This is a genomic window from Luteimonas sp. R10, from assembly GCF_045689605.1.
In the GTDB taxonomy this organism is placed as follows: domain Bacteria; phylum Pseudomonadota; class Gammaproteobacteria; order Xanthomonadales; family Xanthomonadaceae; genus Luteimonas.
The window spans coordinates 3,936,448-3,957,996 of record NZ_CP141262.1; the positions used below are offsets into that span (position 1 = coordinate 3,936,448).

Annotated in this window: 16 protein-coding genes and 1 tRNA gene; 9 read left to right on the top strand and 8 right to left on the bottom strand. The window is 68.5% G+C overall.

Annotated elements, in window-relative coordinates:
• Positions 1-250: 250 nt before the first annotated feature.
• From U3649_RS17170 to U3649_RS17185, 4 genes are all read right to left on the bottom strand, one after another.
• A complete protein-coding gene (locus tag U3649_RS17170; protein ID WP_407352504.1) occupies positions 251-1,093 on the bottom strand; it encodes a hypothetical protein in 843 nt (280 codons plus the stop codon).
• A 211-nt stretch (positions 1,094-1,304) separates the two neighbouring features.
• Positions 1,305-3,194 (bottom strand): integrase arm-type DNA-binding domain-containing protein, encoded by a 1,890-nt coding sequence (locus tag U3649_RS17175; RefSeq protein ID WP_407352505.1) that lies wholly within the window; start codon positions 3,192-3,194, stop codon positions 1,305-1,307.
• A gap of 234 nt (positions 3,195-3,428) precedes the next feature.
• Positions 3,429-3,502: transfer RNA gene (locus tag U3649_RS17180), tRNA-Gly, on the bottom strand.
• 190 nt (positions 3,503-3,692) lie between these two features.
• Entirely contained in the window at positions 3,693-5,489 is a 1,797-nt protein-coding gene (locus tag U3649_RS17185; RefSeq protein ID WP_407354654.1) for an autotransporter domain-containing protein, read from the bottom strand.
• A gap of 190 nt (positions 5,490-5,679) precedes the next feature.
• Here U3649_RS17185 and thiS point away from each other — a divergent pair, with 190 nt between their 5' ends.
• Positions 5,680-5,880 carry a sulfur carrier protein ThiS gene (gene thiS / locus U3649_RS17190; RefSeq protein WP_407352506.1) on the top strand — a complete coding sequence of 67 codons (201 nt, stop codon included), beginning with the start codon at positions 5,680-5,682 and terminating at the stop codon, positions 5,878-5,880.
• 130 nt (positions 5,881-6,010) lie between these two features.
• Here the strand turns inward: thiS and U3649_RS17195 are convergent, their stop codons facing one another.
• The 3 genes from U3649_RS17195 to U3649_RS17205 all read right to left on the bottom strand — a co-directional run bounded on the left by U3649_RS17195 (position 6,011) and on the right by U3649_RS17205 (position 11,241).
• Positions 6,011-7,486 (bottom strand): CehA/McbA family metallohydrolase, encoded by a 1,476-nt coding sequence (locus tag U3649_RS17195; protein ID WP_407352507.1) that lies wholly within the window; start codon positions 7,484-7,486, stop codon positions 6,011-6,013.
• Between the two features lie 2 nt (positions 7,487-7,488).
• Positions 7,489-8,631: a Ca2+-dependent phosphoinositide-specific phospholipase C gene (locus U3649_RS17200; protein WP_407352508.1), complete on the bottom strand. Its 1,143-nt coding sequence runs from the start codon at positions 8,629-8,631 to the stop codon at positions 7,489-7,491.
• A 120-nt stretch (positions 8,632-8,751) separates the two neighbouring features.
• Positions 8,752-11,241 carry a TonB-dependent receptor gene (locus U3649_RS17205; RefSeq protein ID WP_407352509.1) on the bottom strand — a complete coding sequence of 830 codons (2,490 nt, stop codon included), beginning with the start codon at positions 11,239-11,241 and terminating at the stop codon, positions 8,752-8,754.
• Between the two features lie 461 nt (positions 11,242-11,702).
• Between U3649_RS17205 and U3649_RS17210 the strand changes: the two genes are divergently transcribed.
• The 8 genes from U3649_RS17210 (at position 11,703) to U3649_RS17245 (ending at position 20,659) form a co-directional block, all read left to right on the top strand.
• Entirely contained in the window at positions 11,703-12,497 is a 795-nt protein-coding gene (locus tag U3649_RS17210) for a thiazole synthase (protein ID WP_407352510.1), read from the top strand.
• 319 nt (positions 12,498-12,816) lie between these two features.
• Positions 12,817-13,548 (top strand): tRNA (guanosine(46)-N7)-methyltransferase TrmB, encoded by a 732-nt coding sequence (trmB, locus tag U3649_RS17215; RefSeq protein WP_407352511.1) that lies wholly within the window; start codon positions 12,817-12,819, stop codon positions 13,546-13,548.
• Positions 13,549-13,984: 436 nt separating this feature from the next.
• Positions 13,985-15,826 carry an SLC13 family permease gene (locus U3649_RS17220; protein ID WP_407352512.1) on the top strand — a complete coding sequence of 614 codons (1,842 nt, stop codon included), beginning with the start codon at positions 13,985-13,987 and terminating at the stop codon, positions 15,824-15,826.
• Positions 15,827-16,253: 427 nt separating this feature from the next.
• The gene (gene hutU / locus U3649_RS17225; RefSeq protein WP_407352513.1) at positions 16,254-17,921 is read left to right on the top strand and encodes a urocanate hydratase; all 1,668 of its coding nucleotides are present in this window, start codon (positions 16,254-16,256) and stop codon (positions 17,919-17,921) included.
• A 97-nt stretch (positions 17,922-18,018) separates the two neighbouring features.
• Positions 18,019-18,456, top strand: coding sequence for a hypothetical protein (locus tag U3649_RS17230; protein WP_407352514.1), 438 nt, complete (start codon positions 18,019-18,021; stop codon positions 18,454-18,456).
• 141 nt (positions 18,457-18,597) lie between these two features.
• Positions 18,598-18,918 (top strand): quaternary ammonium compound efflux SMR transporter SugE, encoded by a 321-nt coding sequence (sugE, locus tag U3649_RS17235; RefSeq protein WP_407352515.1) that lies wholly within the window; start codon positions 18,598-18,600, stop codon positions 18,916-18,918.
• 348 nt (positions 18,919-19,266) lie between these two features.
• Positions 19,267-19,611, top strand: coding sequence for a hypothetical protein (locus U3649_RS17240; protein ID WP_407352516.1), 345 nt, complete (start codon positions 19,267-19,269; stop codon positions 19,609-19,611).
• Between the two features lie 166 nt (positions 19,612-19,777).
• Positions 19,778-20,659, top strand: coding sequence for a family 16 glycosylhydrolase (locus tag U3649_RS17245; protein ID WP_407352517.1), 882 nt, complete (start codon positions 19,778-19,780; stop codon positions 20,657-20,659).
• A 114-nt stretch (positions 20,660-20,773) separates the two neighbouring features.
• On the opposite strand, the gene U3649_RS17250 is transcribed toward U3649_RS17245, so the two are convergent.
• Positions 20,774-21,391, bottom strand: a complete 618-nt coding sequence (locus U3649_RS17250; protein WP_407352518.1) for a YceI family protein — start codon at positions 21,389-21,391, stop codon at positions 20,774-20,776.
• Positions 21,392-21,549 lie beyond the last annotated feature (158 nt).

Below are 21,549 nucleotides of genomic sequence, written 5' to 3' on the forward strand. Positions count from 1 at the left end.
CGTTCGAGGCCAGCACTGCGAACGGCAGCTCAACGGCAACGGGCCAGGCCGCCGAGAGCGTCTTAAAGGAGGCGCTTCCCGGCCGAAGCACGTTGACCAGGTGCAGGGCAGCTTCTCCGGAGAATCCGCCCGAAACCCGCCTGTCCGTTTCCCATCATTCTACGACATTCCCGCCTGCATCCACTGCATTTGTCTTGACGGCAGCCCCAGTGCCGGGACGCCGAATGTCTCCGCTCTGCCTCCTAACGGGCTATTCGTAGTGGCATAGTGGCGGGCGTGGTGTGCCCTTGTTAGTCATGCTCATACCTTCATACCAGCCGGCGCCCATTGCTATCATCTGAATTTCCATAGCAAGCCACGCATTGGGAACCTCAATCCCCGAGAGCGTTTGTGCAATTCCAGGGAATTCTGGAGTGATGAGGCTGGCGCCGCTTTCGCAGACAATATGCGCAGCGTTTGCACGGACAAGCGGATCGAAGAGCTCGATCAGGAACGCATGGCTGCGGTTGATCTCGGATATCTTCGGAACATCGGCACATTCTCCCGTAATCAGCTGAAAGCCAACCGGGGTTCGCAATGGATTGTCCGTGTAGAACGTCATATCTCCCGAAGCGATCGATCCACCGATCAGGCGAATATATTCGAGATTGAATTTGTCATCGTCCCAAGAGCGAGTCCGCCGCAGCTCTTGGAAGAGCCGCTCGCGATCAAGGAAACATCCTGGATCTCCATCCGCAGCGTAGGTATCAGGTGCCGAAATCGATTTGCGAACCTCCGGATCTGTGAGCTTGAGCTCGTTGGCCACAGCGGGAATCCTGATCTCGCAAACATCCGAAGGAAGAACGAGCCAGCCGCCTGTCATGACGGTATTTGGATTCCTGCGTGCGGTCTCGGTCAGGGCATCGATTGCCTTGGGCTCGTAACCGACCGCAAGGGCGGCGTTACGTGTAGTTGGACCGATGGCGCAACCTTGCCCGGCAAAGAAGTCCAGCAAGCTGGCGGGTTGTGCGGCAACCGTCGGCGCGACACCGAAAAACAAGCCGACGGCAAAAGCGGCCTGCAGGAACCATCTATCCGCCTTGAAACATGTCATGTTGTCTCTCTCTCAACACTGCTGATCTGGTCCCGCATCAAAGCCATCTGATCCGTTCGGGCAATCAGGCCGTATTGCTCCGAATGGCTCTCCCCCAGCCGACCCCCATGAGGCTCGATTGACCGCCGCCACTGCGCATCCGTCAGATCGGTCTGGTATCACAATCGCAAATGTGCCGTTCCCGTGGCAACCGCCTCTCGCTCCTTGCCTGTCAGGCGACTGAGGCCAAGAACGGATCGGATTCCCTCAACGCCATGCACGCGGCCATGGCGGCTTCATGGACGTTGGCACGTTCGACCGCATCGATCGGCGAGCGACCACCGAGCATCCTGTGGGGCTGGGTCAGGGCCTCGTAGGTCAACCAGGGATCGATCTCACGCGCGAATTTGAGCACGGTCTGGATGAGGTGTTGCTTGACTGGGTCCAGATGCCAGTCCGGGATGCGCTTGCCGCGATTGCCCATGGTCAGCGCCAGCAGCTTGCCGGCCCGGACCTCGTAGGCGATCCAACGCTTCGACTTGCCAACCGCCTTGGCGAAGACCGGCATGGGCAGCATGCGCGCCGAGTTGAAGAGTTCCAATCGCGCCAGGCGCGCCTTCTGATCCTCGGAGAGTTCCGGCTGCAAGGTGGTCGCGGGCAAACGGACGGCGGGCAGACGCGCCACCGTGATTGGCGGTGCGACGTCGACAGGGGCTGTGTCAGGCGCTCTTGCCGTCCCAGCGTCGGGGTCCGGCGTGGCCACAGCAGGCACGGGTTCGGCCACAGCCTGCTCCAGGGCCGAAGGCCAGTGCGTCGCCGGCACGGTCGACAGCATCTGCATGCCCTCCGGGGTGAACGGCAAGTGGCGGCTCGCCTGTTCCACCAGGCCTTGTTCTAGCAGGTCGAGCCGATCGGCCCAGTCCTGCATCATGCGTCGGCGTTGCTCGACGTATTCGGCGTGGTTGTAGCTCGCGCGGACCGCGTTCGGATCGACGTGGGACAGCTGCGCGTCCAGCCACGGGTCGGGGTAGCCCACCTCGTGCAGGGCGGTCGAGATCGTGGAGCGGATGCCGTGGCCGGTTAAGCGCCCCTTGAAGCCGAGGCGCTTGAGTGCGCCATTGAGGGTGTTCTCGCTGGGGGGCTTCTTCAGATCCCAATCGCCGGGGAACAGGTAGACCTGGGCCGATTTGAAGGCATCCAACTGGTGGCGGACGATCTCCTGCGCCTGCAGCGACAGCGGCACGACGTAGGGGGGAATGTCGCCCGGCCGCAGCCGTTCGCGCTGCATCTTGGTCAGCAGCTGCTTCACCACATCCGGCGGGATGATCCACAGGCCCTGGTCGAGGTGGAACTGGTCCGGCGTGGCGGACCGGAGTTCGCCGGTCCGGACTCCGGTCAGCAGCAGCATGCGGACGCCCAGCTGTGTGGTCAGCCTGCCGGGATAGCCGCGCAGCAAACGCAGGCACTCGGGTAGTTCGTCGATGCGCAGGTGCGGGTTGTGGCGCGCCGGCGGCGCGGGGACCGCCACGACATCAAGATCGAAGGCCGGATTGTGGTCCAGGCCCGGCACCTTCACCAGGGCGAACCGGAACATCTGGTTGAACCAGCCCCTGAGCTTTTCGGCCTGCGTCAACGCCTTGCGACGCTCGATCCTGGCCAGCACCTCAAGCAGGTCGTGGCGCTTGATCTCATAGACCGGCCGATGGCGGAGCGTAGGCAGCACGTCATTCTTGAACAGACGCTCGGCCTGCACGAGGGAGGTGTTGCGACCCTGCTTCAGGGTCAGGGCGCGATGCGCCTGCCAACTGTAGAAGACCGCCTCGAAGGTGTTCTCGTCCGCCAGCTTGGCGGCGAATCGCCGCTGCTTGCGGTGCGTATGGGGATTGATGCCCTTGGCGACCAGGGCACGGGCGTCATCGCGCAGCGCACGCGCCTCGCGCAGGGAGACTTCGGGATAGGTGCCCAGCGACATGCGCTTTTGCCGGCCATGCCAGCTGTAACGGAAGTGCCAGGACTTGCCGCCTTCGGCCGCCACATGGAGGGATAGCCCGTCGTGGTCGCCCAGGGTGTAGTTCTTGTCGGTGGTCTTGGCCTTGCGGACGGCGGTATCGGTCAGAGGCATCGGTCGCTCCCGGTGTCAGGAGCTGAACCCTTAGTGCCACACCCGCCGCGACTGCGAGCAACAATCCGAACCCGCCGCTCACCGCAAAGATGGACTAATTTCTGGACTAAAAAGTCCTGGCTTGCGGTAGATGCCGGTAGACGTCGCTGGACTTCGAGGATGCCGCAATCCCTTGATCTGCTTGGGATTTCCGGCGTTCCTTGGATGTCCGTAGACGTCCTTGGATTGATGTGGTGGAGCGGGTGAAGGGAATCGAACCCTCGTCAGTAGCTTGGGAAGCTACAGCTCTACCATTGAGCTACACCCGCGTCAGCCGGAAGTCTAGGGCGGCGGAGGCCGATTTGCCAAGGCCCGGCGCCGGCCCGATGCCGCCCGACTCCGCTCCCGTCGCAGCGGTACCGCACGCCGTAGAGCGGAGCTTACTCCGCTGCTCCCTCCCGGCTCCGGAGCCCAAGACAGCGGAGCAAGCTCCGCTCTACGGGTCGGTCGTTTGCGGCGTCAGAAGCCCTTGCCGAAGGTCGCGTGGACGGTCGTGTTGCCGTCGGCGGCGTGCGACAGCGTGGTGCTCAGGCCGAAGTTGGCGTCCAGGCCGAACAGCGTGGTGCGCGCGCCGAGCGCGACCGTGGCGTAGCTGTCGTCGTAGGCCATGCCCGGCACCGCGAACCAGCCCGTGCCCGGGAGCGACTGCGCGCGCGCGAACGCCTCGTCCGGCGCGTCCTCGAATTCTCGGTCCCAGGTCAGGCGCGCGTATGGGCGCAGGTGCCCCTCCGCCACCGCGAGCTGCCAGCCGACGCTGCCGATCAGCGAGTCGAAGTTCTGATCCGGATAGGCCAGCGAGGTGGACAGGTCGGGATCGCTCTCGGCGAAGCCGTCGACATCGATCCGCTGCGAGACCAGGCTCAGCACCGGGCCGTGGCGCAGGTTGCCGTGCTGGAAGTCCCAGCCCGCGTTGACCGCGACGGTCAGGTTGTCGCCGTCGGCCGAGCCGTGGTGGGTGCGCCGTGCCGGGCCCAGCCAGACATCGCGGTCGCTGTCCAAGTCCAGCCGCGAGTAGCTGAGCTGGCCGTTGACCCAGGCGCCGTCCTCGCCGTACCAGCCGGCAAAGCCGCCGAGGGTGACATCGGAATGCTCGAAGCTGCCACGGCGCAGGCCCCAGTCCTGCTTGGTCACGCCGTAACCGCCGAACACGCCGAACACCAGGTTGCCGCGGGTCCAGTCGACGCCGCCGGTCAATGCCGGCGCGAGCCCGTCGTAGGCATCGCCGTCGTCGTAGCGCTGGTAGTCGCCGCGCAGGTCGACCCACCAGTTGGTGCCGTCGCCGGCGGGCTTGCCCTCCAGGTGCCAGGCGACGCGGTCGGCGCGGGCACGCCCGATCACCGCCGCAGACTGCGGCAGCACCGCGATCTGCGCCGGCGCCTCGAGGACCGAGATCGCGAAGTCCGCCAGCACCGCGTGGCCGCCGTCGCTCGGGTGCACGCCGTCGGCGAACAGGTAGGTCTTCGCCGCATCCGGCGTGACGTAGCTGGACGGGTTGCAGGTCAGCGACTGCGCGGTGACCTGCGGCTGGCAGGCGGTGCCGGTGACGTTGCCGAAGCCGTACAGCCCCGGATCGGCGACCACCTCCTGCAGGAAACTGAAGGTGTCGAGCGGGATCACCCGCAATCCGGCACCGGCGATACCACCGAACAACGCCTCGTTGTAGGCCGTCGCCAGCGCGGTCAGCTGCGCTTGCGCCTGCGGGCCCTGCGCCCGCGCCGCGGGGGTGATGCCCATGTCGGGCAAGGTCGGCACCAGGATGTAGCGCGCGCCGGCGCCCTGCAGCGCGCCGACCAGGCCGACCTGGCCGGCCACGGCGGTGCCGAGCGTCTCATCCACCGGCGCGCCGGCGGCGATCGCGAAGATGTCGTTGGCGCCGGCCCAGATCGTGTACAGGGCGTCGGGATCGGCGCCGCCAGCCGACGACAGGTAGGTGGACACCTGGGTGGTGACCGATGGCGTCGGCCCCAGCGCCCCGGTGCGGTCGCCGACCACCCACGCGCCGCCGACGGCGTAGTTGTCGCCGTTCTGGCCATTGCCGTTGGCGGAGGCGTCGGTGCCGTAGTGGTCGGCGACGTACTGCGCCCACACCCAGCCGGGATTGGTGGTGAACTGCCCGGTCAGCGCCTGCACTTCCGGCGGCAGCAGCGGGCGGAAGAAGCCGCCGTCCGTCAGGCTGTCGCCGAAGAAGATGGTCCGCGAGAACTGGCTCTCGTCGGCCACGGCGGGGCCGACCGCCAGCGCGAGCGCGGTGGCCAGGGCGGCGGGAGCGAGACGTGGCAGGCGCATGGATCCTCCGGAATCGTGGCGAAAAGGCCGCCCGCAGGGGACATACGGCGGCGGATGGTCGCGCATGGTTCCACGATCGGCATCGGCGCTCACGCCGCAGCGCATCATGTTTTGACCGACGGGGCTGAATGTCGCCGCCCGAGCGGCGACAATGGCGGCCATGGATATCCAGCTCAATGGCGACCGCTTCGTCCTGCCCGACCCGGCCACGATCAGCGACCTGCTCCGGGCCCAGGGCCTGGCCGAACGCCGCGTCGCGGTGGAGGTCAACGGCGAGATCGTGCCGCGCGGACGCCACGATGCGCATGCGCTACGCGACGGCGACCGGGTGGAGATCGTGCACGCGCTCGGCGGCGGATGAGGCAGTCGCGCGGGCAGCATCGAGTTTTGCTCCAGTGTGAAAGCGTCGCGACTTCCGTCGCTCCCACAAGTCGCTCCCACAACTTGTCAGTTCGCCATGTGGGAGCGACGGAAGTCGCGACGCCGCGCACCTAGAAGTTGATATAGACCGGATTGCCGACCAGTAGCAGCCGGCCGTCGGCGTCGCGCACGTCCACGCGCAACCAATGGCGGCCGCCGTCGCTGCGCCAGCGCCAGCGCAGGGGCTGCCCGGTGTCGCGCACGACGGGATCGGCGAGCAGCGGCGCGACTTCGCCGTCGACGAGCACCTCCACGCGCGCATCCGCCACGCCGGCCAGGCGCAGTTCGAAATTGGCCTCGGCGCCGGCGGGCAGTGCCAGCACGCCACCCATGGCGACCTCGGTCGCGCGGTACCGCGCGACCAGGTCGAGCACGCGGTCGCGGCTGCCCTCGACGTCGACGAAGACCCGGCCGGCGCGGATGCCGTCGAGAATCGCGTCCTGCGACAGCGACGCCGCGTGCACCGCGGTGACCGGTGCGCCGACCCGGCTGCGGCCGAACTGCGACTGCGTCAGCTTGGCATCGTGGTTGTCGCTGCCGCCAACGCCGGCAAGCCGATGCCCGGCGTCGAGCTGCGCATGCCAGAACGGGATGCCCGAGACCGGCGTGCCGGCGTCGGCGCCGTTGACGACCTCCACCGCTGCGATCCGCGACCAGTCCACCCCGCCCTTGGGCGTCCAGCCGCAGCCCATGCAGCGCTCGTCGGAGGGCAGCGCCGGATGGTTGACCGACAGCAGCAGGCCGCGCGCCTGCACCTCGCCCAGCAGCGCGTTCCAGTCCGGCACGGTGTCGCCGATGCGGAAATCCAGCGGCGCCCGCAGGCCGAAGACGTTGGCATGGCCCTGGAACGTGGTCACCTCCATGCCCGGGATCAGCAGCAGGCGATCGAAATAGGGCTGCAGCCCGCGGATGTCGTGCAGGTGCGAGACGGTGTTGTGGTCGGTCAGGGCGACGAAGTCCAGGCCCTGCTCCGCGGCCGCCTGCAAGGTCAGGAACAGCGGGCACGGCACCCGTTCGCCGTCCTGGCTGTCGCAGCTGGCGTCGCTGTGCGCGCTGTGCATGTGCAGGTCGCCGCGGTACCACCGCGCCTGTTCCGCGAGCACCGGCCGCAGCGACGGGGGCAGGCGCTCTTCCGCGCCGGTCGGCGTGAAGCGGACCTCGGCCGTGTAGCTGGCGGATGCGCCGGCGCGGATATTGGGGATCCCCAGCAGCAGCCGCCATTCCCCGGCCGGCAACGCGCCCGGCAGGTAGGAGGGCGTGGCGTCGTAGGCCGACACCGTGAATTCGCGCTTGTTGCCGCCGCTCCAGCCGCGGAAGCCGTCCGGCCCCAGCAGGCCCAGGTCGATGGTGGTCTTGTCCTCGCGGCCGTCGTAGTCGAACGCCACGGTGATGCGTGCGGTGCCCGCCGGCACGGTGAACGGCACCTCGCGGTAGCGCTGGTGGTCGCTCCCGTCGATCTCGCCGCGCAGCACGAGCGGGTCGCGATCAGCGGCCGCGGCGGTCGCGGCGCAAACGGCCAGGACGATGGAACACAGGAGACGCAGCATGATCATTCCTCGATGGGCAGGCCGCCGCAGCGCTGCGCGGCACGTTGCGGGTTGCAGCGCGCGACCACGCCGCCCGGCAGTCCGACCCGGTAGCCGCCGAACCGCTGGTCCGGTTCGATGTAGTCGGTGGAGACGACCTGCGCGCCTCCGGCCAGCGCGGCCTCGCGGCGGCGCGTATCGTTCCGGCGCGCCTCCCGCGTGTCGGCGTCGGCGCGGGTGCGGACGAGGAAGCCCGCGGCCACGGCCCCGGCGATGTCCGCGTCCTGCTCCATGGGCTCATTGCGCGTCAGCCATGCCGCAGCCGGCGAGGCCGCGCCGGCATTGACGAACAGCACCCGGCCTTCCAGCGCGCGCCGTTTGCCGCGGTACAGCGCCACCTTCTCCTCACCTTCGTCGAGCGCGAACAGCACCCGCCCGCGCGCCTCGCCCAGGCGTGGCCAGTTGCCGGCGAGCACCGCCTCGCGCAGGCTCGGTGCGTCGCCCTGCACTTCGTCCGGCACGATCAGCGCCTCGTCCGGGAACACGCCGCGGATCTCGGCGTCGAGCGCATCGAACGCCGCCGCGTCGAACCGCAGCGGCTGCACCGCGCCGGGCGCGGCGGGACCGTCCTTGGCGTTGATCTGGACCAGCAGCGGGACGTGCCGCGGATGCGCGCGCGACCAGTCACGGACGATCCGCAGGCACTCGGCGAATGGCTGGCAGCTGCTGCGGTAGTCGATGTCCGACAGGTGCATGACCTTGAAGCCGGGGCGCCGCAGGGCGGCGTGCTGTTCCGGCGGCAGCGAATCGTGGCGGTAGCGCCCGCCTTCCGGGTCGTAGTACACGTCGAGTTCGAGCGCGCGTACGCCGCGCTCGAGCTGTTCGCGCAGCGGCAGATGGCCGTAGTCGATGCCGTCCGCGCCCTGCGGGTCGCGTTCGCGGTGCGAGGCCAGCAGATGCGGCCAGGCGGGCAGCTTGTAGCTGTTGTGGGTACCGATCACCTGCAGGTCGTTGAGGCGCAGGTTGGCGTCCATCCAGGCCTGCGCGCAGTCGGCGCCGGCGGCGCCGGCGTCGGGCGCTTCGAGGTCGCAGGCGGCCAGCGCAGGCGCTGCCGCGAACGCCGACGCAACGGCCAACATGACGAGCAGCGGCAAGGTCGTCTTCATCCTCATCTCCCATTTGCACCACCGCCGTAGAGCGGAGCTTGCTCCGCTGCTCCCGACTCCGGAGCCCGCGTAGCCGAGCAAGCTCGGCTCTACGGCCCCGGAGCCTGGAAGTTCGGCTCGTCAGAAGCGGTACATCAGCGCCAGGCGGAACGCACGGCCCAGCAGCGGCCGCGCGATGAAGCTGTTGGCGCCGGCGTCGCCGCTCTGCAGTTCGCCCGCGCGCGGGTTGCCCTCGGTCAGGCCCAGCGAGTTGCCGAGGTTGTCGACGTAGCCGTACAGCGTGAACTCCGGCGTCATCTCGAACCGGGCGCTGGCGTTGAACACGTCGTAGGCCGGCAGCTTGACCGAGTTGGCGGTGTCCACGTAGCGGTCGCCCTGGTACTCCCAGGCCACCTGCAGGCGCAGGCGCCCGTCCAGCAGGTTCACGCCGGGCACGAGGCGCAGGCTCGTCTCCGGCACCCGGATCAGGCGGTTGCCGACGAAGTCGCGCAGCACCGGGCCGTCGTCCGAATCCTCGGTGTACTTCAGGTCCTGGTACTCCGGGTTCTGCAGGGTGGCGGTCAGCTGCAGGTCGAACCAGTCCGCGGGATACCACATGCCTTCCAGTTCCAGGCCGTAGGTGCGGGTGCTGGCATAGCCCTGCTGTCGGATCGAGACGCCGTTGTTGTCGAACACGTAGTTGCTGAAGCCGACGTTGTCGTACTTGGTGTAGAAGCCGGTGGCGAACAGGCTGAACAACGCGTCACTGTACTTGTAGCCGATCTCCGCCAGGTCCATGGTCTGGGTGATGGCGGCGTCGTTGTTGGTGGCCTGGCGCTCGGCCACGCACTGGTCGAACTCCGCCCCGGTCCGGCCGTCGCAGGCGTTGTCGCCGCGGGTGACGTAGCTGCCGAGGCTGGGCAGGCGGAAGGCCGAAGTCCAGCGGCCGAACAGCCCCGAGTTGCGCCCGAACTGGTAGTTCGCGCCCAGGGTCCAGCCTACCTTGTCCGAGCTGGTGTCGTAGTGCAGGAACCGGCCAGAGCCGGTCAGCATCGCCGCCGTGGCCGGGGTGCCGCCGTCCTCCGTGGTGCGCACCTCGGTCCAGCCCTCGGCGGTGATCTCCTCCCAGCGCACGCCGGCGTCGATGCGCAGGGCGTCGTTCACCTGCCACTCGTCCGCCAGGTACAGCGCATGGGTCGTGGATTCGCCCGAGGCGTTGCCCCATTCGTAGCCGTGGCGCGACACCCCATCCTCGGTGAGGGTGGCCAGCACGTTGCCGTCGGCGTCCACCACGTCCAGATTCAGCAGGCGGGCGTTGTCCTGCGCGTCCAGCAGCACGTTGGAGGAATAGCGGTCGAAGTCCTCGTTGGTGTTGGCGTAGTAGTAGCCCAGGGTCAGGTTGTGGTTCTGGCCGCCGACATCGAAGTCGCGCGACAGGCGCAGGTCGTTGACCAGTTCCTTCACCGGCATCTCCAGGCCGCGCAGGCCGCCCACCATCATCAGCCCGTTGCCGTTCTGGCCGGCGACGTCGAAGACGCCGCCGGGCGCGTTGGCGTAGCTCAGCTGCAGGCCGGCGGCGCCCGGCACCTGGGCGAGCTGCGACGCGAGGTCTTCGGCCTGGTCCTCCAGGAAGCTCGACGCGCTCTGCAGGTTCAGCGCGAACACGCCGTTGCGGGTGGTCCTGGTATGGGTGAGGCCCAGCGCGTCGGACACCTGCCAGCCTGCGCCCAGGTCGTAGTCGAACTTCACCGTCAGCTGGTCGCGCCGGACGTGGGTGCCCTTGGCGTTGTCGTAGTCCCAGACGCCGCCGTCGCCCATTGGCATCGCCAGGCGGCGGGTTTCCGGGCCGGCCACCGTGCCGTAGTGGCCGTCGAAGCCGGGCACGGCGCGGATGTCGCCGTTCTCGTCGGTCTGCATCGGGATGCCGAGGTACAGCATGACCTTGTCGTCCATGTGCTTGGCGTCGATGCTGAGGCGGCCGCGCTCGAACTCGCGTGCCAGGTTGACGCGGAACTGGCCGCCGTCGTTGGCGGTGTAGCCGGGGTCGCGGATGCCGTCGTCCTGGCGATGGAAGCCGCCCAGGCCCAGCTTCCAGTCGCCGGCCAGCGGCGTGCCGTACCAGAAATCGATGCGCTGCAGGCCGTAGTCGCCCACGGTCACTTTGGCGATGCCCTCGTCCTCGTCGCCGACCCGGCGCGGGATGTAGTTGATCGCACCGGCCGGGGCGTTGGGATAGATCACAGACGAGGGGCCGCCACGTACCACCTCGATGCGTTCGATGGTCTCGTCGAGGCGGAATGCCTGGTCGCCATTGAGATAACCCAGCGAGGGGTCGTGCACCACCGGCACGCCATCTTCCAGGATGTTGACCGAACCGAAGCCGTCGACCGGGATGCCGCGGGCGCGGACGTTGCCGCTGGCCTCGCCGCCGGACGCCTCGACCCAGAACCCGGGCACCGACTTGAGCGACTCGGTCACGCTGGTGGGCGCCTGCAGGCGCAGCGCCTCCTCCTCGATGTTGGTGACCGAGTAGCTGGTCTCGGCCTTGGTGCGGATGCCGGTGCCGGCGCGGCCGGTCACCACGATGCTGTCGAGCTCGGTGGCGTCGGCGCGTCGGTCGGTGCCGTCCATGGCGGATGCTGCGTCCTGCTGTGCCCATGCCGGGGCCGAAGCCATCGCGGCACAGGCACCGACGACGAGGGCACGGCGGATCGAACCGCTGAGGCGGCGGCGCTTCATCTGCATGTGAACCAATCCTGATACGGGGGAAGGACATCGCGGAGCTGCGCGACGGCCGCCGATGCTGCATGGCGAAGGTTCAGTTTTGATGACATGGGCGACCGCGACGCCCACGAAGGCCCCTCCGCCGTTGTCGCTTTGCGGCCTGTATTCACTGCAGGAGGGCTTCGGCCCCAACCCTGCGCAATCCGCCGACAGATGCTCTCCACGCAGTTTCCCTTCGCAACGCGCGGCGGCGCGTTTATCGTGGCCGCCACCGATGGGACTGCCTGGCGCGGGCTGAAGCCCCTCCTGCAAGGGCGGGCAATCACGCGTCCCTACATTTCGATGCCCCAAACCGCCATAATCCCGTCATGAACGATTCGTCTGCGCACGACCCACTGGTCATCGCCGGCAAGCGCTACCGCTCGCGCCTGCTCACCGGCACCGGCAAGTTCAAGGATCTCGACGAAACCCGCGCCGCCACCGAGGCCGCCGGTGCCGAGATCGTCACCGTCGCCATCCGCCGCACCAACATCGGCCAGAACCCGGGCGAGCCCAACCTGCTCGACGTGCTGCCGCCTGACCGCTTCACCATCCTGCCCAACACCGCCGGCTGCTACACCGCCGCCGACGCGGTGCGCACCTGCCGCCTGGCGCGCGAGCTGCTCGACGGCCACAACCTCACCAAGCTCGAGGTGCTGGGCGACGAGAAGACGCTGTTCCCCGACGTGGTGCAGACGCTCGAGGCCGCCGAGCAGCTGGTCGCCGACGGCTTCGAGGTGATGGTCTACACCAGCGACGACCCGATCCTGGCGCGCCGGCTCGAGGAGATCGGCTGCGTGGCGGTGATGCCGCTGGCGGCGCCGATCGGCTCCGGCCTGGGGATCCAGAACAAGTACAACCTGCTCGAGATCATCGAGAACGCCAAGGTGCCGGTGCTGGTGGACGCCGGCGTCGGCACCGCCTCGGACGCCGCGATCGCGATGGAACTGGGCTGCGACGGCGTGCTGATGAACACCGCCATCGCCGGCGCGAAGGACCCGGTGCGCATGGCGCGGGCGATGAAGCTGGCGGTGGAGGCCGGCCGCGACGCCTTCCTCGCCGGCCGCATCCCGCGCAAGCGCTACGCCAGCGCCTCCAGCCCGGTGGACGGCTTGATCGGCTGATGCAGGCGCTCATCCGGCCGCCGATCGTCCCCCGCCTGCCGAACGGCGACCGTCGCAGAGGCGGCGAAATCGACGGCTTACCGCGGCCGGAGTCGCGGCTGCCGAGAGCATCGCGACTTCCGTCGCTCCCACGGGGCCATTGGGCGAGTGCGTCATGCTCCCGTGGGAGCGACGGAAGTCGCGACAGGAACCGGCTGGAACTCCGGCGGGCCACGCGCGACCTTCACCCCCGCCCCAGCCCCGAGCGGAGCTTGCTCCGCTACTCCAGGCTCCGGAGCCCGCGCAGCGGAGCAAGCTCCGCTCTACGGGGAGGGGGGGCGTGAGCGAGGCCGGCCGGGACAAGCCCTTCACCGTCGAGCCCGGCCGTCGCCGCGTGCGCAGCTTCGTGCTGCGCCAGGGCCGCTTCAGCGAGGCCCAGCAGCGGGCGTTCGACCTGTCGTGGCCGCGCTTCGGGCTGGATTTCCGTCCCGCCGACCAGCAGGCCGGCCCGCGCGACTTCGACGCCGTGTTCGGCCGCAGCGCGCCGCGGGTGCTGGAGATCGGCTTCGGCAACGGCGAGGCGCTGCGCTACGCCGCCCGCCACGATCCCACGCGCGACTACATCGGCATCGAGGTGCACGCCCCCGGCGTCGGCCGCCTGTTGAACGCCCTGGCCGAGGACGGCAGCGACCACGTCCGCGTCTACCACCACGATGCGGTGGAGGTGCTCGAGCACGAGATCGCCGACGCCTCGCTCGACGAGATCCGCATCTATTTCCCCGATCCCTGGCACAAGAAGCGCCACAACAAGCGCCGCCTGGTGCAGCCGGCCTTCGCCGGCCTGCTGGTGCGCAAGCTGGCGCCCGGCGGACGCTTGCACCTCGCCACCGATTGGCAGGACTATGCCGAACAGATGTGGGACGTCCTGGACGCAACGGCGGGATTGCGCAACCGCGCCGGTGCACGCGGGCACGTGCCGCGCCCGGACTGGCGCCCGCAGACCCATTTCGAGACCCGTGGCCGGCGCCTGGGCCACGGGGTATGGGATTTGATTTATGACCGGGATTCGTGATTCGTGATTGGTGATTCGAAAAAGCGGAGGGCACTTGAGACGCGCGTCTCGCGGCGCGGAACCCGGCGCCGCCAGCCACCGGACCCGATACTGAGGTTTCCCCACATTTCTCGCAGCCTATCCTCCCCCTTTGAAAAAGGGAGATCGAGGGGGATTTGCTGTTGCTGTTGCTTGGTCGGGCACCGAGCAAATCCCCCCAACCCCCCTTTTTCAAAGGGGGGAAGCAGCCAAGCCGTTGAATCGATTGCAGGAAAACACGGGGAACCTCAGGACCCGACACCATTCCGGCGAAGGCCGGGATCCACCGTGACCCGCCGGCAAAGCGAAACGGACCCCGGCCTTTGCCGGGACAACGGCACCGGGTCCACCGGCTGACGGCCCGCCGCCTGCCGCCCGCTTTCCAATCACGAATCACGAATCACCAATCCCGGCCCTGATGGACACCGCCCTCTCGCTCACCACGGACATGAAGATCGTCCTCGGTCTGGTGAGCCTGACGATGCTGCTGTTCGTGTTCCAGCGGGTGCGCGCCGACCTGGTGGCGCTGGTGGTGCTGGTGCTGCTGGGGCTGACCGGCCAGGTGGCGTCGGAGGACGTGTTCAACGGCTTCTCGTCCAATGCCGTGATCAGCGTGATCGCCACCATGATCCTGGGCATGGGCCTGGACCGCACCGGCGCGCTCAACCGGCTGGCCGGCTGGCTGCTGCGGCGCGCGCACGGCGTCGAGCAACGACTGCTGCTGCTGACCTCGGCGATCGCCGGCCTCAACTCCTCCTTCATGCAGAACCCGGCGGCGATGGCGCTGTACCTGCCAGTCGCCTCGAGGCTGGCTTCGCGCACCGGCATGAGCCTGTCGCAGCTGCTGCTGCCGCTGGGCGTGGCGATCGTGATGGGCGGCAGCCTGACGATGGTCGGCACCTCGCCACTGATCCTGCTCAACGACCTGCTGGTGGCCGCCAACGCCAACCTGCCCTCGGGCGTGGCCACGCTGGAACCGCTGAACATGTTCGCGCCGCTGCCGATCGGCCTGGCGCTGCTGGCCACCGGCCTGGCCTATTTCCATTTCTTCGGCAACCGCCAGCTGCGCGAGGGCAACGACAGCAACGTGACTCCGGCGCGCACGCAGAGCTACTTCGCCCGCGTCTACGGCATCGAGGGCGACGTGTACGAGCTCACCGTCACCGCCGACAGTCCGCTGGTCGGCATGACCTTCGGCGAGGCCGAGGCCCTGCACGACGCCCCGGTGCTGTTGGCGCTCAAGAGCGACAACGAGGCCAAGCTGGCGCCGGCCGCCGACACCCGCATCTGGGTGGGCAGCGTGCTCGGGGCCATGGGCACGCGACAGCAGGTGGCCGATTTCGCGCAGAACCAGTTCCTGCGCATGAGCACGCGCCTGCGCAACTTCGGCGACCTGTTCAACCCGGCCCGCGCCGGCATCTCCGAGGCGGTGATCCCGCCGACCTCCAAGTTCATCGGCAAGAGCGCCAACGAGTTGCAGCTGCGGCGCCAGCACGGGATCCGCCTGCTGGCGGTCAACCGCGGCAAGGACGAGGAGGTGATCCGCGAGAATGTGCGCGACCTGCCGCTGCGCGCCGGCGACATGCTGGTGCTGCACAGCTTCTGGCAGGCGCTGTCGGAAAGCTCCAGCCGCGATTTCGTGGTGGTGACCGACTTTCCCAAGGGCGAGCAGCGCCCGCACAAGTTCAAGATCGCGATGGCGATCTTCGCCGTCACCATCCTGATCGCGCTGTCCTCGCGCGTGCCCACCTCGATCGCGCTGATGACCGGCGTGGCCGGCATGCTGGTCTGCGGCGTGCTGAAGATGGACGAGGCCTACAGCGCCATCAACTGGAAGACGGTGTTCCTGATGGCCTGCCTGATCCCGCTGGGCTGGGCCATGGACAGCAGCGGCGCCGCCGCCTGGGTGGCCGGCCACACCATCGAGCAGCTGCCCAGCGGACTGCCGGTGTGGGTGATCGAGATCGCCGTCGCCATCCTGACCACCGCCTTCTCCCTGGTCATCAGCCACGTCGGCGCCACCATCGTGGTGGTGCCGCTGGCGATCAACCTCGCGCTCGCCGCCGGCGGCGACCCGACCGCCTTCGCCCTGATCGTGGCGCTATCGGCCTCGAATAACTTCATGACCCAGTCCAACCCGGTGCTGTCGATGATCACCGGCCCGGCCGGCTACAACCCGCGCGAACTGTGGCGCGTCGGCGCTCCGCTGTCGCTGACCTACACCCTGGTAGTGGTGGCGATGGTGAACCTGCTGTTCTGAGCCGGCCCTCGCCTGCCCGGCGCTCGCAGCCGCTCACTCGAAACGTCCATACATCGGACGTCCACGCGGCTCCGTCGCCCCCACCCCAGCCCTCCCCCGTGAACGGGGGAGGAAGCAAATCGCGGCACCCGCACTCCGCTCCTTCCCCCGCTTGCGGGGGAAGGTTGGGATGGGGGGCAAGCCGGCGCCGGCACAGCGAACGCCGCCACTCGCTATCGAGTGGACATGCTCCATAAACCGCTCACTCGAAACATCCATACGCCGGACGCCAACGCGGTTCCGTCGCCCTCACCCCAGCCCTCCCCGTGAACGGGGGAGGGAGCAAATCGCGGCCAGGACCTTCGGACCTTCCGCGCCTCAATGCGATAATTCCGTGGTTCACGCGCGCCGCCACTGCGGCACACGCCAATCGCTTCCGGAGCCACGCATGTCCGACCCCCGCCATGATCCGTCCCGCCGCATCCGCGCCCCGCGCGGCAGCGACCTGACCTGCAGGTCCTGGCTGACCGAAGCGCCGTACCGGATGATCCAGAACAACCTCGACCCGGAAGTGGCCGAGCGTCCGGAGGACCTGGTGGTCTACGGCGGCATCGGCCGCGCCGCCCGCGACTGGGCCTGCTTCGACAGGATCCTCGAAACCCTCGAAACCCTGGGCGACGACGAGACCCTGCTGGTCCAGTCCGGCAAGCCGGTCGGCGTGTTCCCCACCCACCCCGACGCCCCGCGCGTGCTGATCGCCAACTCCAACCTGGTGCCGGCCTGGGCGAACTGGGAACACTTCCACGAGCTCGACCGCAAGGGCCTGATGATGTACGGGCAGATGACCGCCGGCAGCTGGATCTACATCGGCAGCCAGGGCATCGTGCAGGGCACCTACGAGACCTTCGTGGAGATGGGCCGCCAGCACTACGGCGGCGACCTCACCGGCAAATGGATCCTCACCGCCGGCCTCGGCGGCATGGGCGGCGCGCAGCCGCTGGCCGCCAGCCTGGCCGGCGCCTGCAGCCTCACCGTCGAATGCCAGCAGAGCCGCATCGACATGCGCCTCAAGACCCGCTATGTCGACGAGCAGGCGACCGATCTCGACGACGCCCTCGCCCGTATCGACAGGTACACGAAGGCCGGCGAGGCGAAGTCCATCGCCCTGCTCGGCAACGCCGCCGAAGTGCTGCCCGAACTGGTCGAGCGCGGCGTACGCCCAGACGCCGTCACCGACCAGACCAGCGCCCACGACCCGGTGCACGGCTACCTGCCGATCGGCTGGACCGTGGAGCAATGGTTCGCCGAGCAGAAGGGCGACCCGGACAAGGTGCGCGACGCCGCCAAGCGCTCGATGCGCACCCACGTGGAAGCCATGCTCGCCTTCCAGCGGATGGGCGTGCCCACCTTCGACTACGGCAACAACATCCGCCAGATGGCCAGGGACGAGGGCTGCGCCAACGCCTTCGGCTTCCCCGGCTTCGTCCCCGCCTACGTGCGTCCGCTGTTCTGCCGCGGCGTCGGCCCGTTCCGCTGGGTGGCGCTGTCCGGCGATCCGGAGGACATCTACAGGACCGACGCCAAGGTCAAGGAGCTCATCCCCGACGACAAGCACCTGCACAACTGGCTGGACATGGCCCGCGAACGCATCAGCTTCCAGGGCCTGCCCGCGCGCATCTGCTGGGTCGGCCTGGGCCAGCGCCATAAGCTGGGCCTGGCTTTCAACGAGATGGTGCGCAACGGCGAACTGAAGGCGCCGGTGGTCATCGGCCGCGACCACCTCGATTCCGGCTCCGTCGCCTCGCCCAACCGCGAAACCGAAGCCATGGCCGACGGCAGCGACGCCGTCAGCGACTGGCCGCTGCTCAATGCCATGCTCAACGTCGCCGGCGGCGCCACCTGGGTATCGCTGCACCACGGCGGTGGCGTGGGCATGGGCTACAGCCAGCATTCTGGCGTGGTGATCGTCTGCGACGGCAGCGAGGAAGCCGACAAACGCATTGCGCGGGTCCTGTGGAACGACCCGGGCACCGGCGTGATGCGCCATGCGGACGCGGGGTATGGGATTGCCAAGGACTGCGCGCGCGAGCAAGGACTGAAGCTGCCGATGGCCTGAACCAGGCGCAGGCCACACCCCTCGTTTCCCAAGACTCGCCGAATCGGCGCCGCTTCGTGCGGCGCGACCCTGGGCGTCGGCACTCAAGGAGGACTTCATGCGTCTACTGATCGCGCTTGCCATGGCGGCGATGCTGGCTGCCTGCTCAACCGTGCCTCGCAACACCCAGGGCTGGATCGAGCCCGTGGATGCCGTTCGCGCAGCCAACGACGACCCTTTGAATGGTGTACGTGGCCATTTCGTTCTCACCGTGAAGGCATTGAACTCGTACAGCGATCGGACGTTCTTGAACTCCGAGCGTGACTATCGCGACCAAAGGAATCTCACCGTAAAGATGCCGACGTCGATGGTTCCATCGCTCGAGCAGCGACTTGGCGTCGGGCTACAGGGCCTCAAGAACCGCAGGCTCGTTGTCCTGGGCGTCGCCAAGCGCGTCAGGATCGACTTCCTGGCGGATGGCCGCCCGACCGGCAAGTACTACTACCAGACGCACGTCCAGGTCGACAGCCCCACTCAGGTGAGCTTCGCCGACTGAGTGCCGCCCGTCATTCGAGCCGACGCGCTTCGCCGATCGGTTCGATTCCGGCGCTGGATGTGCTATGCAGCACGTGTCGCGATTCGCAGCGCTCTTGAAGCCCTGCCAGCGAACGCAATCCGCATTCATTACAGGTGGAACATGCACTGGTTCATTCTCATCGCGGCGGGCTTGTTCGAAATCGGCTGGGCGATCGGGCTCAAGTACACGGAGGGCTTTACCAGGCTCTGGCCCACGGTGGGTACCGTGCTCGCGATGGCGATCAGCCTCGGCCTTCTCGGCATCGCGATGAAATCGCTGCCGGTGGGTACGGCTTACGCGGTATGGGTGGGCGTGGGTGCGGTTGGTACGGCCATCCTGGGCATCGTCCTGATGGGAGAACCCGCGAACGCGGGCCGGATCGTGAGCCTGGCTCTGATCCTGGCGGGCATCATCGGCTTGAAGCTCGCGACGCCTGCCTGACGGCGTGCGCGGACGTGTGCGGGCCGCCGCCGCGCCGGCGCCTCTGGACCGCGCACCCGATGCCCTGCGGGGTTCCGCCGAGCCTTGTACCCACTCCCGACGACTGGCCGGACCGGGCGTGCGTGCACGTGCAGTGCGGATGGCCGACGAGGACGGGCCGGGTGCCGCCGTGCGCGTGCCCGCGACGCTCGTGCCGGGTCGCTGACCGGAGGCGCGCGTGCATCGACTCGGCAGGGCGGCGATCGTGGCAGGGCGATGGATCACCGCACGCGGGCGCGCCTGTCGAGCTGTACCGTGTACGCGGATTCGACAATTAGACTGCCTCCCCCTCTCCCGTGGACACCCGCCATGCCCAAGCCGATCGCCTCCATCCTGCTGCTCGTCCTGCTTGCTGCCTGCGGCGCGCCGGCGGAGCGGCCGGCCGCGGCACCCGTAACCGGCGAGGCGGAGTGCCTGCAGCGTGGCGGCCAGTGGACCCAGCTGGGTCGCGCATCGGTCAAGCAGTGCCTGTTGCAGACCACCGATGCCGGCGCGGCCTGCACCGACAGCGACCAGTGCGAAGGGCTCTGCTTGGCACCGGAAGGCAGCGGGGACGGCACCGCCGTGGGCGGCACCTGCAGCGCCGACACCAACCGGTTCGGATGCCGGCAGCGCGTGACTGCCGGCGTCGCGGTCACCCTCTGCGTGGACTGAGGCGCGGAGCCGCAGCGAGCTCGACCGGCGACAGCGAAGAGCGAATCGTGCCTGCCTGCGAGCGCCCTTGACCAGCGGCGTCGAGCGATATTGCCGTCGAAGGGCGGGCGAACTGTGTCGAGACTGGGACCGCGGTACGATCGGGCCTCGCGATCGAGGAGTCCTCATGGCGGATGCGCGACACCTGACGGGCAGGATATTTGGAGCGTTGCTGTGGTCGTTCCTCGCGGGCTGCGCCGGCCAACCGGCGGCCCGGGACGCGCCGCATGCCGGGACCGCGGCAGGGGCGGAGCGAACCTGGACCTTCGAACCGGTCCCCGCCTGGCGGGACGAGTTCGACTACACGGGACCGCCGGACCCGGCGAAATGGAGCCATGACCTCGGCGGCGGCGGCTGGGGCAACAACGAGTTGCAGCATTACACCGACCGCATCGGGAATGCCGCGGTCGCCGACGGCGTGCTGACCATCACCGCCCGTCGCGAACCGGCGGGCGAGCGCGAGTATTCCTCGGCACGGCTGGTCTCCAGGGGCAAGGGCGACTTCCTCTACGGCCGGATCGAGGCCCGCGCCCGAGTGCCGCACGGGCGCGGCACCTGGCCCGCCATCTGGATGCTGGCCACGGACCGTGCCCATGGCGGCTGGCCGGACTCGGGCGAGATCGACATCATGGAGCACGTGGGCTTCGATCCCGAACGCGTGCACATGAGCGTGCACACCAAGACCTACAACCATGTCATCGGCACGCAGAGGACCGCGACGCACACGGTCCCGGGCGCGATGTCCGGCTTCCACCGCTATCGTGTGGACTGGACGCCGGACGCCATCCGCGGCTACATCGACGATGCCCCGGTGTTCACGTTCGCCAACGAGGGCAGCGGCCCGGACGCATGGCCCTTCGACCGCCCCTTCCACCTGCTGCTCAACATCGCGGTAGGCGGCGACTGGGGCGGCCAGAAGGGCGTGGACACCGGCGCGTTCCCGGCAACGATGGAAGTCGATTACGTGCGCGTGTACGCCCTGGCCGCCGACGGCGGCGGCGGCGATTGACACGGCGCGGGCGCGGACAGCCAGGCGCCAGCCCCGGAGATCGGCACTCGCGGTTCCGGCACCAGCCATGGCATATGCGCGAACCCGGGGTCCCGTGCGCCCCGGCCCCCGCGGCTACGAGGTGGCGGCCTCTTCCGCCTTGATGTTCGCCTCCACCTGGATGCGCAACGTCACGTCCATGTCGAACCCATGGTCCTTGCCGGCATCCAGGCCGAACTCGCTGCGGTCGAAGGTGGCGTGGGCATCGGCGCCGCACCAGTCGCGCTTGAAGATCGGGTGCGGCTGGCAGTGGAAGCGGTCGATGGCGAGGGTGAGCGGACGGGTGACGCCACGCAGGGTGAGCTCGCCCTCGACGCGGGTGGACGCGCCGTCGCGGAAGCCCACCAGATTGCCGCGGTAGGTGGCTTCCGGGTAGCGGTCGGTGTCCAGCAGGTCCTTGCCGATGGCCCATTCGTTGAGCGCGTCCAGGCCGAAATCAATGCTGCGCGCATCGACCACGACCTCGACACTGCCGGTGCCGCGCTCGCGGTCCAGGCGCACCTCGCCGCGGCTGGCGTTGAACTTGCCGCGCCACGTGGACACGCCCATGTGGTCGGCCTCGAAGCTGGGAAAGGTGTGCTCCGGTTCCAGTTCGTACACCACCTCCGCGGCGGAGGCGCCGGTGGTGGCGAGGGAGAGGACCAGCAGGGCGAACGGACGAGAAATGCGCAGGCGGACTCCGGTGGTTGACATGCCCCGAGGGGGCGCTTGCTGGTACGACGAACGTGTCCGGCCCGGATCGACGTGGCGGCGGTACCGACGGGCAGGATCGGGGCGGGTCCACTCGTCAGCGGACGAGGATCCTCAGGGCAGGCGATCGCCCTGCTCCGTCGACGTTCCCCGGCGAGCGG

Coding starts and splice junctions, on each gene's coding strand:
- U3649_RS17170 (WP_407352504.1), bottom strand. CDS start 1,093: ATGACATGTTTCAAGGCGGATAGATGGTTCCTGCAGGCCGCTTTTGCC.
- U3649_RS17175 (WP_407352505.1), bottom strand. CDS start 3,194: ATGCCTCTGACCGATACCGCCGTCCGCAAGGCCAAGACCACCGACAAG.
- thiS (WP_407352506.1), top strand. CDS start 5,680: ATGGATATCCAGCTCAATGGCGACCGCTTCGTCCTGCCCGACCCGGCC.
- U3649_RS17195 (WP_407352507.1), bottom strand. CDS start 7,486: ATGCTGCGTCTCCTGTGTTCCATCGTCCTGGCCGTTTGCGCCGCGACC.
- U3649_RS17200 (WP_407352508.1), bottom strand. CDS start 8,631: ATGAAGACGACCTTGCCGCTGCTCGTCATGTTGGCCGTTGCGTCGGCG.
- U3649_RS17205 (WP_407352509.1), bottom strand. CDS start 11,241: ATGGACGGCACCGACCGACGCGCCGACGCCACCGAGCTCGACAGCATC.
- U3649_RS17210 (WP_407352510.1), top strand. CDS start 11,703: ATGAACGATTCGTCTGCGCACGACCCACTGGTCATCGCCGGCAAGCGC.
- U3649_RS17220 (WP_407352512.1), top strand. CDS start 13,985: ATGGACACCGCCCTCTCGCTCACCACGGACATGAAGATCGTCCTCGGT.
- hutU (WP_407352513.1), top strand. CDS start 16,254: ATGTCCGACCCCCGCCATGATCCGTCCCGCCGCATCCGCGCCCCGCGC.
- U3649_RS17230 (WP_407352514.1), top strand. CDS start 18,019: ATGCGTCTACTGATCGCGCTTGCCATGGCGGCGATGCTGGCTGCCTGC.
- sugE (WP_407352515.1), top strand. CDS start 18,598: ATGCACTGGTTCATTCTCATCGCGGCGGGCTTGTTCGAAATCGGCTGG.
- U3649_RS17240 (WP_407352516.1), top strand. CDS start 19,267: ATGCCCAAGCCGATCGCCTCCATCCTGCTGCTCGTCCTGCTTGCTGCC.
- U3649_RS17245 (WP_407352517.1), top strand. CDS start 19,778: ATGGCGGATGCGCGACACCTGACGGGCAGGATATTTGGAGCGTTGCTG.
- U3649_RS17250 (WP_407352518.1), bottom strand. CDS start 21,391: ATGTCAACCACCGGAGTCCGCCTGCGCATTTCTCGTCCGTTCGCCCTG.